At 39.0% G+C, this 16952-nt stretch carries 16 protein-coding genes; 8 read left to right on the forward strand and 8 right to left on the reverse strand.

Features of this window, described 5'->3' with window-relative positions:
- Nucleotides 1–55: 55 nt before the first annotated feature.
- Nucleotides 56–934, reverse strand: coding sequence for an ABC transporter ATP-binding protein (locus I3254_RS02395; RefSeq protein ID WP_238050882.1), 879 nt, complete (start codon nucleotides 932–934; stop codon nucleotides 56–58).
- A gap of 258 nt (nucleotides 935–1192) precedes the next feature.
- On the opposite strand from I3254_RS02395, the gene I3254_RS02400 reads away from it, so the two are divergent.
- Nucleotides 1193–2068, forward strand: coding sequence for a LysR family transcriptional regulator (locus tag I3254_RS02400; RefSeq protein WP_238050884.1), 876 nt, complete (start codon nucleotides 1193–1195; stop codon nucleotides 2066–2068).
- 126 nt (nucleotides 2069–2194) lie between these two features.
- Here I3254_RS02400 and I3254_RS02405 read toward each other — a convergent pair whose 3' ends face one another.
- A complete protein-coding gene (locus I3254_RS02405; RefSeq protein WP_238050886.1) occupies nucleotides 2195–2419 on the reverse strand; it encodes a hypothetical protein in 225 nt (74 codons plus the stop codon).
- 233 nt (nucleotides 2420–2652) lie between these two features.
- Nucleotides 2653–3546, reverse strand: coding sequence for a LysR family transcriptional regulator (locus I3254_RS02410; protein WP_179798457.1), 894 nt, complete (start codon nucleotides 3544–3546; stop codon nucleotides 2653–2655).
- 168 nt (nucleotides 3547–3714) lie between these two features.
- Here I3254_RS02410 and I3254_RS02415 point away from each other — a divergent pair, with 168 nt between their 5' ends.
- The 6 genes from I3254_RS02415 to I3254_RS02440 all read left to right on the forward strand — a co-directional run bounded on the left by I3254_RS02415 (nucleotide 3715) and on the right by I3254_RS02440 (nucleotide 8297).
- Nucleotides 3715–3873 (forward strand): hypothetical protein, encoded by a 159-nt coding sequence (locus I3254_RS02415; protein ID WP_238050888.1) that lies wholly within the window; start codon nucleotides 3715–3717, stop codon nucleotides 3871–3873.
- Nucleotides 3874–3882: 9 nt separating this feature from the next.
- Nucleotides 3883–4698, forward strand: coding sequence for a zinc-binding dehydrogenase (locus tag I3254_RS02420; protein ID WP_238050890.1), 816 nt, complete (start codon nucleotides 3883–3885; stop codon nucleotides 4696–4698).
- Nucleotides 4699–4897: 199 nt separating this feature from the next.
- The gene (locus I3254_RS02425; protein ID WP_238050892.1) at nucleotides 4898–5884 is read left to right on the forward strand and encodes a hypothetical protein; all 987 of its coding nucleotides are present in this window, start codon (nucleotides 4898–4900) and stop codon (nucleotides 5882–5884) included.
- A gap of 39 nt (nucleotides 5885–5923) precedes the next feature.
- The gene (locus I3254_RS02430) at nucleotides 5924–6451 is read left to right on the forward strand and encodes a hypothetical protein (protein ID WP_238050893.1); all 528 of its coding nucleotides are present in this window, start codon (nucleotides 5924–5926) and stop codon (nucleotides 6449–6451) included.
- A gap of 296 nt (nucleotides 6452–6747) precedes the next feature.
- Entirely contained in the window at nucleotides 6748–7587 is an 840-nt protein-coding gene (locus I3254_RS02435) for a DUF3658 domain-containing protein (RefSeq protein WP_179798461.1), read from the forward strand.
- A gap of 35 nt (nucleotides 7588–7622) precedes the next feature.
- Nucleotides 7623–8297 carry a hypothetical protein gene (locus I3254_RS02440; RefSeq protein ID WP_179798462.1) on the forward strand — a complete coding sequence of 225 codons (675 nt, stop codon included), beginning with the start codon at nucleotides 7623–7625 and terminating at the stop codon, nucleotides 8295–8297.
- Between the two features lie 1144 nt (nucleotides 8298–9441).
- On the opposite strand, the gene I3254_RS02445 is transcribed toward I3254_RS02440, so the two are convergent.
- The 4 genes from I3254_RS02445 to I3254_RS02460 form a co-directional block, all read right to left on the reverse strand.
- Nucleotides 9442–9669 (reverse strand): helix-turn-helix transcriptional regulator, encoded by a 228-nt coding sequence (locus I3254_RS02445; protein ID WP_075107579.1) that lies wholly within the window; start codon nucleotides 9667–9669, stop codon nucleotides 9442–9444.
- Between the two features lie 799 nt (nucleotides 9670–10468).
- Entirely contained in the window at nucleotides 10469–11422 is a 954-nt protein-coding gene (locus tag I3254_RS02450) for an EamA family transporter (protein WP_238050895.1), read from the reverse strand.
- Nucleotides 11423–11644: 222 nt separating this feature from the next.
- Nucleotides 11645–13108: a sodium:solute symporter family protein gene (locus I3254_RS02455; RefSeq protein WP_238050897.1), complete on the reverse strand. Its 1464-nt coding sequence runs from the start codon at nucleotides 13106–13108 to the stop codon at nucleotides 11645–11647.
- 280 nt (nucleotides 13109–13388) lie between these two features.
- The gene (locus tag I3254_RS02460; RefSeq protein WP_346015366.1) at nucleotides 13389–14645 is read right to left on the reverse strand and encodes a M24 family metallopeptidase; all 1257 of its coding nucleotides are present in this window, start codon (nucleotides 14643–14645) and stop codon (nucleotides 13389–13391) included.
- 227 nt (nucleotides 14646–14872) lie between these two features.
- Here I3254_RS02460 and I3254_RS02465 point away from each other — a divergent pair, with 227 nt between their 5' ends.
- Nucleotides 14873–15853: a GlxA family transcriptional regulator gene (locus I3254_RS02465; RefSeq protein WP_238050901.1), complete on the forward strand. Its 981-nt coding sequence runs from the start codon at nucleotides 14873–14875 to the stop codon at nucleotides 15851–15853.
- Nucleotides 15854–16080: 227 nt separating this feature from the next.
- On the opposite strand, the gene I3254_RS02470 is transcribed toward I3254_RS02465, so the two are convergent.
- Nucleotides 16081–16503, reverse strand: a complete 423-nt coding sequence (locus I3254_RS02470) for a DUF4172 domain-containing protein (RefSeq protein WP_227522987.1) — start codon at nucleotides 16501–16503, stop codon at nucleotides 16081–16083.
- Between the last annotated feature and the right edge of the window lie 449 nt (nucleotides 16504–16952).

A 16952-nucleotide genomic window follows, 5' to 3' on the forward strand; every position in this document is an offset into this window, starting at 1 on the left:
ATGACCTACGCGCAAAATAAGTAAGTTTTGAAAGACCAGCATTGGCCTAGTGCGATTAACCTTTGGAGGTATCTTTAATGGATTTAGCAGCTGTGCGCTGGATTATGGAATTGATATCTTCAGTGACTGAACTGCCATCTAGCACAGGTCTCATTTGAGTGTATTTTTCTAATGGATCAGCTGGCGCATCGTCCGTATCAAATAGGCTCAAGATATTACGACGTTTGATATTGAGCTGATTTAAGATAAAGCTCTTAACAAAATCATTGGCAGGGTTTTTGATGATTTCTGATGGTTTGGCATATTGAGCTACTTTGCCGTCTGATAACAACAAAATGCGATCAGAGAGTGTCATCGCTTCTTCAGGATCATGTGTCACAATCAAAGTGGTTAGCTCATAACGCTCTGCAATCTCGCGAATACGTGCCTTAATGGTCTCTTTAATAACCCCGTCTAAGGCAGATAAAGGCTCATCTAATAATAAAATTTTCGGCTTCATCACTAGAGTACGCGCTAATGCAACACGCTGCTTTTGCCCACCAGAGAGCTGGCTGATTCGCTTGTTCAAATGCGGCTTAATCTCCAAAAGGTCAACCAGCTCATTAACCTCCGCTTGTGTGCTGACGTTAGGTCTATTACGTAGCCCATATTCAATATTCTGCTTTACATTCAAGTTAGGGAACAACGCATAGTCTTGGAATACAATATTGAAACCTCTGTGCTTCATAGGCACACGTGTGATGTCTTCCTTATCATAGGCAAGTCGACCAGAACTAATATCGGTTAGACCTAAAATAATATGCAGCAACGTGGTTTTCCCACAGCCAGATGGGCCCAATATTGAAACAATCTCACCCTTATTTACCTTTAGGGAGATATCCTCAAAAATAACTTTGCCATCATACTTCTTAGTCACATTTCTTAGTTCTAACATAATTTTCAGCCCAAACTTATATTGTGGGGTTGGCAGTGAGTAATAACTCAAGCAGATACACTGAAATAAATTGTTCAATGCTTTAATCGTTTACACGTAACTAATATAGAAGATGAATATGACAGTTTGGTGTCAAATATAAGGTTAGCTTATACATTTAATCATTCAGTCTTATTTATCGTGTATAACTTCTCGTACTTCCCAGAGATAAGCCTGACAGTCTCTGCAACTGAAACCTATATGAAAAACGGGGGTCATATGACGAAAAAACCTTACACCTATAATCAGCTAAATATCTTAAACTCTGTGCTTGAGGAAGGTAATTACACGCAGGCGGCTAAACATTTGGGTGTGTCTCAATCTGCCATTAGCCAAGCATTATCTACGCTTGAAAACAATCTTGGGTTTAAGCTATTTATGCAGCGTGGCAGGCACTTTGTGCCAACAGATTACTGCTTAGAGCTTGGAACGTTAACGAGTAAAGTGCAAGCAGTTGAAGATGAACTAGATCAGCTGATTCAAAGGAGTAAAGTTTTTGAATCAGCTATATTGAAGGTGGGTCTATGCAGCCCGCTGCCGGGCACTGAAATTATTAGGCAGTTTAGTAAGCGCTATCCCAAGCTACAGACTGAAATCTATTTTGGTAATTTCCATGAAACGTTTAGTAGAGTGGTTAACGGTCAGGTAGATGTTGGTATTCTTGCAAATGTTCCAAAAAGTGACAAGTTACAGTTTAAGAAATGTGCTACCCAAAGGCTTGTTGCTTTGTGCTCACCGAACCATGCTTTTGCATCAAGAGAATCTATAAGCTTAACTGAATTAGCGACCGAAACCGTTATATTCCGCACGCACGGCTCTACCACTCAAAAACTTATAAATGAGGCACTAGCAAAAATTAATTTAGAGATAACCCCTACCTATATCGTAAACACCCAAGAAAGTGTTTACGATGCGGTTTACCAGAACTTAGGTGTCGGATTTGCATGGAGCGAAAGCGCGATCAGAAAAGGTGGTTTTGTGAAGGTAGCCATTGCGGAGCTACCTTCAGATTATGATGAGGTGGTCTTTTCACTCAAAAATGTAAACAACTTAGTGGTGACTGCTTTGATGAACTCTTTAGATACCTCTGGTTAGACTATTTGAAAAAAGCATCCTAATGTTTTCAATATATACGTATCTTGCGAAGTAAGTTTTCTGCATCAAATCCATTTATCATAATTGATCTCTTGGGAACAATTAATGTGGTTGTGGAGTAAGTGTTTAGTTCATTTGAGTACCGGTCACGCTTGTTTTCGCCTGCATGATTAGTGATAAGCAATAAAGGATTAGTGCTAAGGCTAAAAAAATAAAAGTCAGAGGTAAAAACAGGCTTTCTTGAAGCACGCCATCAGAACCAATGTCACCGTAAAACAAGCTTTCCATCAGTCCAGACAGTGCAGCAAGGGCCAGCATAATTGAGCCACTAACAAATAATTTAGACGTCATAAAAGCTCCATAGGCTCATATTTAAGCATAATAAGTCATTTTAAATTTAGAAGCATTCATCAAGTCATGAGTGCCTAGGCCTATATCGTATATGAAATAATACGCGGATTGGGCGCGCTCCTATTTTTTCATAAACTATTCATACTCGGTCTTTAAAATTATCAATATTCATGAAAGTGAATTTATCTGTCGTTGACTATAAAAACTTGTGAGATCAAGCTGTAGATCCAAACTCAAATCACTATCATCTGTTCTACTAGAAAATCTAAAAAAACACGTGTTTTTGGTGAAACCATATCTCGCTTTAAATAAATAGCGTAAGTAGCACTCAGTTCTTCATAGGGACTAAAAACATGATCTGGCATGACTTGAACTAATGACCCTTTCGCCAATTCATCTTTAACAGCCCACAGTGGTATTAGCGTCAGACCTGTATGATTCAATACCAGCTGCTTCTGACCATTCACTGAGTTCACTGAAACCTGACTATTAATAATCAACTTTTTACGATCTTCTGCTATCAAAAACCACTCTTTCCAACCGTTATAACCATATCGGATACATTGGTGATCAGCTAGATCGTCAATCCTACGAGGCGTGCCATTATTTTTTAAATATTGGGGGCTTGCACACAGTAGAAAATCATTAAATACCAAGCGTCTGTCAATCATGGTCGAATCAGATAAGCGTCCACTTCGAATAGCTACGTCAATATTTTCTTCTATAAGATCCACAACCCGCTCTGTTAACTCAATTTTTATATCAATATCTGGATATAACGACATAAATTTCGGTATTAACGGTAATACCATGCTTTCACCAAAACCGACTGTCATGCTGATTTTCAGCTTACCCTGTGGCATTATTTGCAGGTCATTAACGGCTCTTTTGGCATTATCAAACTCTGACACAATTCGCTGAGAGTATTCGTAATATTTGTGCCCCGCTTCAGTCAAACTGGTGTTTCTGGTCGTTTTATTGAGCAGACGTACGCCCAACTCCTTTTCAAGCACTGCTAACTGCCGTGAAATGGAAGACGGCTGTACATCAAAGATGCGGCTGGCCTCTGAAATGCTACCGGTTTCGACAACACTATTGAAGTATGCCAGTCGATTTATTGAGCTCATTGCCACTCCTCTATTAAGTTGATAGGTATTCCATTTAACTGTAACCATGGCTTGCTCAAAAAGCAAAAGTAATTTGTTTACTGGGTAATGGTTTGCTGGATTAGCAACGTCTAAACTTATTGTCCTGAAACAAACAATAAGACATTCACACCAGTAAAGGGTAATAACATGAAAGCGATGATCATTAAAGAAATCGGTACAACTGCAGTTTTTCAATTGGAAGAAAAACCAAAACCAACGGCAACACTAGGTCATATGGTTGTGGAAGTGAAAGCCACTAGTGTGAACCCTATTGATACCGTGCTGCGCTCAGTCGAGCTGCCTTAGTCGGAGAATTTGCCAGAGATACTACACGGTGATGTAGCTGGTATTGTGAGCGAGATAGGTGCCGACGTCACTGAATTTAGTGTTGGTGACGAAGTTTATGGTATGGCTGGTGGCCTCAACGGTATTGATGGTGCACTTGCTGAATTCATGTTAGTTGATGTGCGTTTAATGGCTAAAAAACCTAAAACACTCAGTATGAAGCAAGCTGCAGCCTTGCCGTTGGTCGCACTCACTTCTTATGAAGCACTCGTACAAAAGATGAATGTCAAAGAAGGCGATAATGTCCTGATTCATGGTGCAACAGGGGGCGTTGGTCATATTGCCGTTCAGCTAGCAAAAGTACTTGGCGCGACAGTCACTGCTACCTACTCTCCTGCTAATCGTGCACTAGCACAAACACTAGGCGCGGATCATCTAGTGGATTATACAACAGCGGAGGTTGATGACTATGTGGCGACGTATACTGACAGCGTGGGTTTTGACAAAGTTTTTGATACAGTAGCTGGTGATAATATACGAAAATCTTTTCAAGCAGTTAGATTCAATGGCCATGTCGCCACTATTTTACCGATTGCTGATCCATTGCAAGTTGCTCTCAAAGCCTTATCCTTTCACGGTGTTTTAGTGCTCATCCCATTATTTCATGGCGTCAACCATGAATCGCACGGTCGTATCCTGAAAATGATTGCAGAGCTGGTCGATAGTGGCAAAATCACGCCTATCATAGATGATAGTAACTACTCTATTTGGGAGGTAGCGCGCGCGCATGACCACCTTGAATCAGGTAAAGCAGTGGGTAAAATTACGCTTACTATAGAGTGGTAAGGTTACCGAATAGACACGGTCACAGGCTTTGAACTCCTCTATCCTAGTGCCCTGACTTAGACCCCATCGAGAGAAATGGGTAAAAACCAATATTCCACGCCAAGAATGGATAATGGTTTTTTAAATTGCTAAATGATGTGGGCTGTCATAAATTTATTATGAATGGCCCATATAACGATCTTCTGAAGGAATAAAAATTATGATGAGAAAAACGTTACTGCCAAGCGTGCTGTTATTAAGTCTGACTGCGTGCCAGAACACTAATACACAGGGCCTTGAGACAACAACGGTTTTACAAAACGACCTACCGACGACAACCTCAACCGATAAGTATACTAACAATATAACGGGCGATTACGTCACAGATGGCTATACAAAGCGTAACGAGGGTTATGACTGGTTTGCGATCAGCGTACGTGATGCTGGTCAAGATGCTATTAGTGTGTCTATTCGTTCTCGCATAGACAAAAAGAAACCTACTTGTACATTAGACACCGTACTTCATAAAGCTCATGATGGACGGTATCAGTTTTGGGTAGATAATAACCCCGTTTATTTGCGCTTTAATGACAATAGCTTATCCATTGAAGGTGAAGAAGCCTATCTACAAAAAACAGCTTTTTATTGTAGCGGCGGTGCAACGCTTGGTGGCGTATATCAAAAATTAAACGATACGCTGGATACTCGACAAGTGGATAACTCGCAATACGCTACCTCACTCAACTATGGTGATTTTTCTACTCAAGTGACCAGTACCTCTGACGGCAATGGTGGTTATGTCTTAAAAATCCAGCCAATGGGCGAAGACATTATCGAGCGACCAATTAGCGATCCTGTTGTTAGTGCTGATGTGGGTGATATGAATGGCGATGGATATCCTGAAATTCTGGTGTTCACCCAAAGCGTGGGTAGTGGCTCATATGGTGACGTGGTTGCTTATTCGAGTAATAAAGGGCTGTCATGGAGTGAAGTCTCTTATCCAGAGCTGACTGATACACTCAAACAAGGTTATATGGGGCACGATGCGTTTGCATTGGTTGAGAATGTATTGGTTAGACGTTTCCCACTCTATTTAGAAGACGATAGCAATGCCAATCCACAAGGTAAAACACGCCAAATTCAGTATGATATGAAGGATGGGGAAGCTTCTCGTCAGTTTGTAGTTGACACGGTTAATGAGTTTTAAACTCCTCTTAAAAGTTTACTGGATAATAGGATAAAGCAAGTGCTATATAAAAACTTTGAAATACAGTTAATTTTAGCATTAACTGTATCCATAACTGCTTGTACAAATACGGATCTTATGCATACTACCGCTATTGATACTGTACTTGAAGAGACGGCGCTGGTAAAAGCTAAACCAATAGCTATCGAAAAATCGAATATAAATTTCGACAGTCATCCAATTGCAAAACGTTATAGAACTGTAATTAGTAAGGAGTATGCGAAACAGGACGTAAATTTTGCAAGCCATTACGTAGTAATAACATGGGGCTGTGGTTCAGGTTGTGTCAGTGGTGCGATGGTGGATAGCCGAAATGGTATGGTTTACCCTTTACCAGAAGATAAAGAATGGGGTGGTAATGGCACATATGTTACATTTGAACAGGAAAGCAATATTTTAACGTCAGTATGGGTAATTCCGACCCCAACAGGCGATACTGAAGAAACGCGAAAATACTGGAGATGGGATGAGCAATCTAAAATATTTGCACATACTTCTGCATTTTCAACCTATCTTGAGAGTAAATAAGAGAGAAAACCTGTGAAAAAAATTACCAAAGTGCAAATGGCAACGATAATCGCCATAGTCTTTTGTATTGTATGGGAAATTTATATAGGTATATGGTCTAGAACACAAGTTGGAGCGATAATAAGAGTAGATATATTCATTATTTATCCAATTTTGATCGCTCTAATTATTATTTCAGTCAAACAATATATAAAGAATAAGCGAAGCAATCATAGATAAAGAAGCTTAAGAACAGTGCTCGATGAAAAATTAAACTTTTCTTTTTGATGCTCATTTTTGCAAACAGGACATACGTCATGCTTACCCTTCATATTGTTAACGGCGCATCAGCTTCTGGCACTTTAAAACATTATTTCGAACAAAATAAGCTTGATGGTACAAACCAAGTATTGTGCTTTGATGACTATTTGGCCATTGGCCCTTTATATGACGGTAATAAAGTCAATGATCATCAATTGTTAAACCAACGAGCCAACTATCTATTTGATATGTTACAAATAGCGCATCTCGAAGAATTCGCTGACGCAACTATTGAAGATCAATGGTTAATAGATATTACTAAAGACATCAGTAAATTATGTCACTTTAACTTTACTCATTACCACAAAGTGGTTATATGGCATGGAGATAATGCGCCTGAACGGTCGTTACTCTATTTGTGTTGCCATATAATTGATGAGCATAAACTCTACCATATCAGTATTAACGACTATAACCTCTCTACTCATATGCTACGTGGAGTGGGTGCCTGTTCTCTTGAAATGTTAGATTTCCTGCATAATCAAGAAAAAAAGATTAATCCCGTAGATTGCGTGCAATATGCACAACTATGGCAAACGCTCGTTAAGTCCTCGAAGCGACCTGACAGCTTATTGCGAATTTTTGAGAGCAACGAAGTCAAATCTGTTGGTGAAGATTATTTTGATAAACAAATACTGACGCAATGCCAAGAACAAGGTCAAGGAAATTTTGTATTAATGATGGCATTGGTTGGCCGTGTTCTGGGGTTAAGTGAGCAGCTTATTACAGACACTTTCATTATCGCTCGAGTCTACTATTTAATCCAAAATACCAGTCTTGAGTATCAAGGAGATTTGGATCAGCCGCGTCAGTTACAAGTTCGAGTCAGAGATTAATCATAATCACCAGCCCTAAATTCTAGGAAAATATCATGAATGTTTTGAAATCTGGCTCAATCATCTCGTTAGTGACATTAGTCACGCTAAGTGGCTGCCAGTACGCTAATACAAGACTAGAAAGTCAATTAAAGAAAGAGCCATCTGAAGTCATGCAGAAACTGTTTAGTATCGAAACTGATAGACAGTTTTATATCACTTTTCCTGACCACAAGAATCAAGTGGCGTTAACTGAGTTTGTCAGTGCCAATGACAGCCAAGATAGCAAACCGTATGTGAGAGGTGTATTAGCAGATAATAAAAATTATTCAGTGTCACTGGACTATAGAAATATCACCGCATTAAATGGCTCAAAAAATCAAAATATTGTTAAGTTCATCGTTCCTTATACATTAACCAATAGTAACGCTGTGTCAGATGAAACACTGTCTACTCTAGATAATCCAAACCTACCCAGCAACTCACTGTATTTAGGATTTTTCGAGCTAGATTATATTACCAATAATATTACTCAATACGATCAACAGCTCCTAGGCAAGTACAGCACTCTGACTGCGATAAGCTATGATGGACAAGATACTGTTAATATCAACATACGTCAGTACCCAACAGAGACTGACCAAAATAAAAATGTCAGATCCAGTTTTCACGACCTGACGTTTAAAGTGGGCGAAGAGATGACCCTGATTGAAAATGTGATTGTAGAATAATTATTTATTGGCTTTGGGTATATCCCAGCGGAACCGTCTATAAAGCCTTTTAAACCTATTAACAGACTATTTATTTTCTGTAATAGTAGACTTGAAAAATATGATTTTTATAATAGAACCAACTCATAACTCGTACTACGCCCTGATGCTACAAATTTTTGTATCATACCCTTCTCTACTAAATCATTAATATCTCGTAGTGCAGTGTCTATAGAGCACTTGGTTATTGTCGCCCATTTTTTAGTGCTGAGCTTGCTATAAAAATTAGTCAGCAAAGTATTTGAGCTATGCTGAAGAAACCTTAGAACCGCACTTTATAAACCAAGCGTATTAACAGGAATCTGCTCATATACCTTGTCTTAACACGATAGACTTGACATTATAAAACCTCTCCAGAGTTAACTCATAGCTCGTATTACGTCCTGAAGCCTCAGATTTTTGCATCATGCCCTTCTCTATCAAATCATTATCTTGTAGTAACTAATCCTCTCATCACTGTAGAAAACAGGCTAGACCATAGTCTATTTTTTGGTCTTCAAACTATAGATATTTAATACTATCACCGACTGAATAGTCTCCATTACTATATCAACCTCAAAAGCAGCAGATAGCCCTCCTGTCACCTTTCTCTGAATATCAAGCATGAGAAGGCTCTACTTACTTATCATTTAGGGATTCGCTTTCAATATTATTGGTCTAATCCAACAATATAGTAGAGGTAAAAATACTATAAAAATATAGTGCCTAAATACGAGTTAAATTTTATTCGATTATAATTTACGTCGTAAGTATTCAATCGTATAATATCTATAGGCCTTAAATATCAATGTATGTAAGATATTGTCACAATATGTACTTTAGTCGACCTACCTTGACATGGTAGAGGTCGTTGGTTCGAATCCGATTACGCCTACCAGATTCGAAAAGCCCCAATCTTAAGATTGGGGCTTTTTTTGTCTGTAATATATGGGCTGTAGCGAAAAATACTTTCTTATATCACCTCATAGTCATGATTATGCAATCAGATTTAAATCATTCAAAAAAGTGATGGTGACCAAATGGTGACCAAAACGTGACCGACCCTTAAAAACCATTAAAATTAAAACCCTCTTTTTGACCTCTACTTTAAACTGTAAGCTAAAACCTATTTCTGAGTATTTTTCTCTTTATCCTCTTTTACATATTCAAAAATATCCCCCACCTCTACTTCTAAATACTCACAAAGCTTATCTATAGTATCAAAATCAATTCTAGATGATTGATCGTTATATATCTTATGTAATGTCGTCTTGCTTACCCCTGTTGCTCGTACGGCATCCGCTACTTTTAGCCTTCTTTCAGCTAGTAAAGTTGGGAGATGATTAACTATCATCTTACAAACTCCAATTGTCGTAGAATAAATACCCTCTACTACCTTGCTTTTCTACTTGAAACACTTGCGAACACTGAATTCGAGTCCAAAATTCAATATCGCTCTTTAACATGTAAGGCAAAATAAGGTGATTAAATATTTTATAGTAGCCAATATTAGCTTTATGAACACTTAGCTCTTTTTGCTTTATATCGTTTAGGTAAGTCTTTTTCATAAATAGTGAAATCCAATCATACTTACTGAAATCTTATATAATTTAATCTACTGTTATCTACAGAAATTGCAAGTAATTATTATAAAATAATAAGTAATTTCAGTAACTTATACCAGAATATACCAGAATATACCTATTTCATCTGAGCTGAGTTTCTACGCTGCATACTTTAAGAAGAAATGATAACCATCCCGCCATTAGAGTCGTAGCTCTTATATCAAATTATTTTTTAGAAGCAACAGATTGCCAAAAAAATGCTGCCTTTGAAACATTGGCTATAGTCAATCCAGAATAAAAGAGATACAGCCCATATCATGAAACAGTTTTATTTTGAACTGACTATCATATCCAAATGAGCCATTTATTTAATTCACCTTATATTGACTAATGCGCTTCACAAGCCCGAAAATAGTATGCAATCGTGATCGATGCGCTATACAGGAATCGAGCTCTAAGCTATATACTCAATATTTAGAGTGCTTTCAATAACTGTCTATTAACTCGTAGCGCAACTCAATATTTTTGAGAGCTCAGCAACTGATTTGAGATAGTTGTATTATAAATAATAATGTCTATAAAACTAAATTACGATAATTTTTGTCTTCTAAACCATCTCGGCAGTTGTACATTGGTCGAATTTGTTAGCCCATTTAATAGAGCAACGAGCAAAATCAAAAAAACACCTATATATTGAACACCTGATAACATTTGATGCAGGAGCAACACTGCCAAAAATATTGCGGTCAAAGGTTCAAAGATAGTAAATACTGACGCGCGTGTGGCTGGTAGTTTTTCTAATGCTTTCATATATAATGCAAAAGGTGCAATCGTACCCACCAAAGATAAGCCCAGTACATATATCCAGCTAATAACGGGAAGCTGTATCAGCTTATAATAAGTTGTATACGTGGTAGGAATGAACAATAATACAATGCCACTGAACAAAATTGACGTAAAAAAGACAAGCGGTGCAGAGTGTTTATGATGCATGGCGCGTTTACCAAGCACACCATACAAAGAGTAACAAACGCCAGAGAGCAGCCCAACGGCAATACCCAACTTCCCTTCAGTAGTGCCACCCATCGTAGTCATACCAACGCCAATCACTGCTACAACTGCTAATAATGCAGCTTTATAAGTAATTCGCTCATCTAATAACAGGTGCGAGAATATCAAGCTAAAGACCGGCGCCGTATAGAGCAATGCGACTGCTGTGCCTGCTCCCACATGAAGCACTGCAAATAAGTAGCAAACCGTCATACCCAGTACGCCAATTAGGGATTGTAGACCAAGCCCAAACCATTGACCGAGTGTTAGCCTACTTAATGGTTTCCAGATCTTAGGCAACATCGTTATAGCAATAATAGCTGCCGTTATGATACGCAATATCGTAATTTGCCAACTACTAAAACCTAATTGACTAAGATAAGTCGAAAATATACCAAGTGTGCCCCAACATATGGCCGCCATGACAATTTGTATGGTGCCAATCCATGGCTTGACATCAACCGCTATAGGTCTGGTTTTCAATACTTCCACGACTAGTCACCTCTATTATTGAACATAAAATGTTCGTAATATCATTGAGTAAATATAAACTGGTACAAAATAACTGAGTGTTAATCAGCATTAGCTTATCTATACAACTCATACTTGCCAGCCTTACTGAATACGTAAACCGCTGAATTTATGACTATCAGTCAATAAACTCAGCGGTTAGTTTAGGCTCTGTTAAGTATTCATAAATATAAGTATCTATATCTAAGCGCTGACAGATTCTTCTGATATGGCTTTGACTCTATTAGGAACCAACACACTAACGACCAAGTAAGTGATGGCTGATGCAGCTGATCCGATAAGAGGTCCCTCTACCCAGCCGACAATACCTGATGTTAAGAGATAACTACTACAAACAGCACCGATGATAATAGAGGCAATAGCAGCCATCGTTGAGCCTTTATAAAAGATAGTCACTAAAAGCACGCCAGATAAAGCTGCCATTAAGGTACCGCTAGAGAATATTCCTAGATAGCTAAGCATCGCTTCAGGTAAGAAGAAGGTAGAAATGAAGGCGATAGCAGCCACAATAGCGACCCACAATCTATTCAGTTTCAATAGCTCAGCCTCAGTGCGAGGTTTATTGTCAAATACTGCCAAACGCAAATCATGTGAGGCAGCAGTTGATAAGGTATGCAAGATAGAGTTTGCCGTAGATTTCATAGCAAAAAGAATAAACAAAGTGATCACGCTGCCCACTACACTTGGAATAGCATTGGCTAAATACCAAGGCATTGCTTCATCGGGATTGATCAGACCGGGGTTTTTGATACGAACATATAAGCCAACGATAGGCACCAAACTCAAAATACACCCTAGAATGGCCGTATAAAAGCCTGTTTTGGCAATACTGATATTAGATTTCATCGCCAAAAAACGTACTGACATATAGGGCAATGCAGTACTAAAGATAAGCGCATAGACAAATACTAGAAAAACAGAAGCTTTGGCATTACCATATGGGTTAGAATTTTCTGGATTGACAAGGTTTGGATCTATCGCATTCAGCTGCGTCATCATATCTGCTAACGGAATGTCAGTGAACACTTGAACCACTATATAAATGGCAGCAGTGGCCATCCCAATCACCATAAAAGTATCGGTCCAAGCAACGGCGAGCAATCCGCCTGCCATGGTATAAATAGTAATAATTACCAATAAAAGCGCAGAAGCCAGAAGAGGTGAAATACCGAGCCAGCTACTACCTAACATACCAAGCGCTCTAATCTGAGCCGTCAAAAATACGGTCAAAAATATAATCATGCCCAAAGACGTGACAATACGCAAAGTGCGAGCAGATATTGAATTTCGATCATTACAGTGCAAGTTAACGATAAATTCAGGAATGGTACTACTACCCATCTTCATGGCTCTATTACGCAAATAGACCGCAAAGAATAGTACGGCGACGACCATGGCTGGTGCAAAAAAGAAATTACCTAAAAGCTCAATCGTCCCGTATTGGTATGCGGCACCAGGTGAACCCATAAAGCCCCAACCACTAAACCCAGTCGCCACGACAGTACCTGCCATAACAAAAGGCCCTAATGAGCGACCGGCTACTAAAAAACCACTTTCCTCATCTGCTGACATGACTTTTGACGCTTTACTAGCCAATACAATGAGAAGCGCAATTGCTGCTAACAATATCATCCAATTAATAAACATGTCGATTCCTCGTATCGTTTACTACATTACTTGTTATGACGCTCTACGAAGAAATAACTCACTGCCAGTAATAGCGTCAGTACATTAATGGTCAAGAACCAAAATAACGTCCAGCTGTTAAGAAACAGGTCCATAATGTTATTTCCTTAATAAGTAAAATGTGAAAATAATTGCATCGTGCGAGGCGCATCATCATCTATGTTGGTGAGCTTAAAATAAGAAAATTATTCATGGTAGCCCACTCGATATAGACAGTATTTATTGATGACACCCCCCTACATTAACGACCGATAATATTATGCTCAGGGCCGTACTTAAAGCCTGTGATATTATCAGCGCCCGTCTCATTGATGACTAAAATGTCATGCTCTCGATAACCGCCAGCACCCGGCATGCCCTCTGGAATCATAATCATCGGCTCCATAGAGATGACCATACCTGGCTCAAGCACTGTTTCAATATCTTCACGTAGCTCAAGTCCTGCCTCGCGTCCATAATAATGGCTGAGCACACCAAAAGAATGGCCATAACCAAAGCTGCGTTTTTCTAATAAGTCGTATTTTGCATAAATTTTATTCAGCTCATGTGCGATATCGCAGCAGCGCACGCCAGGTTTGATAAGCTCAAGACCTGCTTCATGTACTTCACAATTTATCTGCCAGTAGCGTAGTGAATCTGCATCACATTTATCCAAGAACAATGTGCGTTCAAGCGCGGTATAGTAGCCTGCTATCATAGAAAAACAGTTAAGACTCAATATATCACCCGATTGGACAAGACGATTGGTCACTGGATTGTGGGCACCATCCGTATTAATACCTGACTGAAACCATGTCCATGTATCCATGAGTTCCACTTGACCAAACTGCTCACCAATAGCCTTCACCATCGCTTGTGTAGATGCCAAGGCAACTTCGTATTCGGGCACGCCATCATAAACAGCCTGTACCAATGCAGCTCCACCAATATCACAGACCTGAGCACCCTTTGTTATTAGCGCTATCTCTTCAGAGGACTTAACCATTCTCATGGTCATACATGCTAGGCTAATATCAACAAACTCTATATTGGGTAAGATAGCTTTGAGCTTAGCAAAGCGATCCATTGGTAAATGATCAAACTCAATACCTACACGTCCGTGATGAGGAATTTGTTGAGCAATGGCTTTGAAATAGTTATCACGCTGCCAATCAGTGTAAACAATATTATTGTCGCCCACAGTACGCCGCCAAGGCTGTCCACCATCGATATTGGCAGAGATTGACACAACTTCTTTTGAAGTAACGACTAGTCCATAAGGTCGCCCAAAAGAGCAATATATAAAGTCAGAGTAGTAATTGATGTTATGTATCGAGGTGAAAAGCGCCGCCACAATGCCATGATTATCTAAATACTCACGAAGTTTCTCATGACGATTTGCATATTCTTGATGACTAAAAGTCGGTTGCACTTTCTGGCCGTTTTTAATTTCGATTAGACTTGGGAGATGCAGATTATCTAATGAGCCATCTAAAGAGGTTAGGTTTAATGAATTCATCGATTTTCGAGAAAAATCTGTAGAAGATAACGTGCTAGTAAGGTCTTTTAGTGCTGACATGGAACGTCTCCAAAGTAGGTAATAATTAACTGAGAACACGTTCGATAATAGAGGTAAAATTAATAAGGTATTTTTTCATAAGCGACATTTTATGTTTATAATCGGACATATAGACAAACAACTTAACATTAGCCAGAATTTTAGGTATGTTCTGAAGGCGACAAAAAATGACTCAGATAACGGAAAAGATGATAGACAAGCCTAGGCGTATTGGGTTTCTACTGATCAATGGCTTTACCATGCTCGCGTTCAGCAATATCATTGAGCCACTTCGAATGGCGAATTATGTGAGCGAGCAACTCTTATACTCGTGGGTGGTGGCAGGGTTCGATGACAATAAAACCAGTAGTAGTAACGGTATTAAGTTAAGTCATACTGCACCACTCGACTACTTATTAACCTGCGACTTGGTATTTGTATGCGGAGGACACCAAACAGATTACTTGGAATCTAGTAAGCTCATTACCTTAATTCAGCGATTGGCAGTACGGGATATTGCACTTGGCGGTTTGTGTACAGGAGCGCTAGCATTGGCTGCTGCGGGCTTACTTGAGCAGCAAGCAGCCTCATTGCATTGGGAGAACATCAGCGTAGCCCAAGAAAGCTATCCAGGTGTTATTTTTAATGACCAAATATTTACAATAGCACCGCAGCTATATTCTTGTTCAGGTGGAGCTTGCGCATTGGATATGACTTTACATATCATCAATAAGCATCATGGTCATCATATCGTTTCCAAGATACAAGACATGTTTATTATCACCTCTATACGTGAGCCTACTTACGTACAGCATATGCCCAAGCCAAAAATACTGAGCAGTAGCTATACCAATGTAATAGATGCTATTGCATTGATGAAAACCAATCTTGAAGAGCCTTTAAGCGTTAAGGATATTGCCCGTCATCTTAGATTATCAAGTAGACAATTACAGCGCATATTTAACAAAAATTTTAGTTGTTCACCGCAACAGTATTACGTGCGATTGCGCCTTGAACACGCCAAATATATTCTTAAACATACTACGCTGCCTATTAGCCAAATCGTACTAGCAAGCGGCTTTATCGATAACAGTGCATTCTCTAGCACCTTCAAAAAAAACTATGGCATGACGCCAAGCCATTACAGACAAGAGAATCAGCTGGTATAGCCTATTTAATCTTGGCGCAGCAACTATAAGAATGGTCTCTCCAAAATTAAAAAAAGCCATAAAAGTCATTACTTTTATGGCTTTACTGCTCTGTTGTATATTTTGAAGCTTAAACCTAGCTTTGAGTTAAATAAGCGCTTTTAATTCAGTCAGCTTGCTTAACACTGTATCAGGTTCATATTTCACCAGCTGCTGCTCATTTTGTGCACCAGATAGCACACCTAAAACTAGCCCACATAAAGCCCACTATATCCATCTGGAAATAATGCTCGATGCCATCCGAGTAGATCATCTAATAATAACGGCTGTTGATAATGATAGGTAGCACTTAGCATCATCTCTACCACTGCATCGATCTCACGAGTATTGGTTGGCATACTGGCATTATTCAGCCCTAAATGCCGCGCAACTGAAGAACGAACCTGCTCATCATTTAGTGTCTCACCTTCTATCTCAGAAGTTTTGATAATCTCTAAGGTCACCGCATCTAATTGTGCCTCAACATTCAGATCGAACCCTAGTGTTAGCAGCTTTCCTAGTAAATGGCCTTGTAATATCCGCACACGACTAACAAGTGGCAATAGCTTTTTGTCCGACCATTGCCATTCAGTCCAGTTTAGATGTTCATGAATATAAGTAACATGCTTCATATGTTCCTCAGAAATATGCAGAGATTAGGACAGTAATCTCCTTATAATATGCAGAGAATAAGTAGTAGAAACAATACGTAGAAACTCAAAAATGACAATAGTAGATGCAATAAGAATAGATTTTCAACGAACACACATATTTTTTATTCTAATAAGGGCTTGAGTAGAGGTAAAAATACTATAAAAACACAGTGCCTAAATACGAGTTAAATTTTATTCTATTACAATTTACATTGTAATTATTCAGTCGTACAATATATACAGGCTATATATATCAATACATGTAAGACATTGTCACAACATGTACTTTAGTCGACCTACTTTGACATGGTAGAGGGTGATTGACCCCTGCCGTCAATCCCGTAGACTTAAACTTGGGAGATTTTAGTTACGCAGCTTGACGATAAAAATCAAACCACACCTGTCTTGGCGTTTTATAGCCCAAACCC

The sequence above is a fragment of the Psychrobacter sp. Ps2 genome (assembly GCF_022129405.1).
Taxonomy (GTDB): Bacteria; Pseudomonadota; Gammaproteobacteria; order Pseudomonadales; family Moraxellaceae; genus Psychrobacter.

What these genes read in the sequence shown, in the direction of transcription:
- I3254_RS02425 (WP_238050892.1), top strand. Translation starts at nt 4,898, where the DNA reads ATGATGAGAAAAACGTTACTGCCAAGCGTGCTGTTATTAAGTCTGACT.
- I3254_RS02435 (WP_179798461.1), top strand. Translation starts at nt 6,748, where the DNA reads ATGCTTACCCTTCATATTGTTAACGGCGCATCAGCTTCTGGCACTTTA.
- I3254_RS02440 (WP_179798462.1), top strand. Translation starts at nt 7,623, where the DNA reads ATGAATGTTTTGAAATCTGGCTCAATCATCTCGTTAGTGACATTAGTC.
- I3254_RS02400 (WP_238050884.1), top strand. Translation starts at nt 1,193, where the DNA reads ATGACGAAAAAACCTTACACCTATAATCAGCTAAATATCTTAAACTCT.
- I3254_RS02465 (WP_238050901.1), top strand. Translation starts at nt 14,873, where the DNA reads ATGACTCAGATAACGGAAAAGATGATAGACAAGCCTAGGCGTATTGGG.
- I3254_RS02460 (WP_346015366.1), bottom strand. Translation starts at nt 14,645, where the DNA reads ATGAATTCATTAAACCTAACCTCTTTAGATGGCTCATTAGATAATCTG.
- I3254_RS02415 (WP_238050888.1), top strand. Translation starts at nt 3,715, where the DNA reads ATGAAAGCGATGATCATTAAAGAAATCGGTACAACTGCAGTTTTTCAA.
- I3254_RS02445 (WP_075107579.1), bottom strand. Translation starts at nt 9,669, where the DNA reads ATGATAGTTAATCATCTCCCAACTTTACTAGCTGAAAGAAGGCTAAAA.
- I3254_RS02405 (WP_238050886.1), bottom strand. Translation starts at nt 2,419, where the DNA reads ATGACGTCTAAATTATTTGTTAGTGGCTCAATTATGCTGGCCCTTGCT.
- I3254_RS02395 (WP_238050882.1), bottom strand. Translation starts at nt 934, where the DNA reads ATGTTAGAACTAAGAAATGTGACTAAGAAGTATGATGGCAAAGTTATT.
- I3254_RS02455 (WP_238050897.1), bottom strand. Translation starts at nt 13,108, where the DNA reads ATGTTTATTAATTGGATGATATTGTTAGCAGCAATTGCGCTTCTCATT.
- I3254_RS02470 (WP_227522987.1), bottom strand. Translation starts at nt 16,503, where the DNA reads ATGAAGCATGTTACTTATATTCATGAACATCTAAACTGGACTGAATGG.
- I3254_RS02410 (WP_179798457.1), bottom strand. Translation starts at nt 3,546, where the DNA reads ATGAGCTCAATAAATCGACTGGCATACTTCAATAGTGTTGTCGAAACC.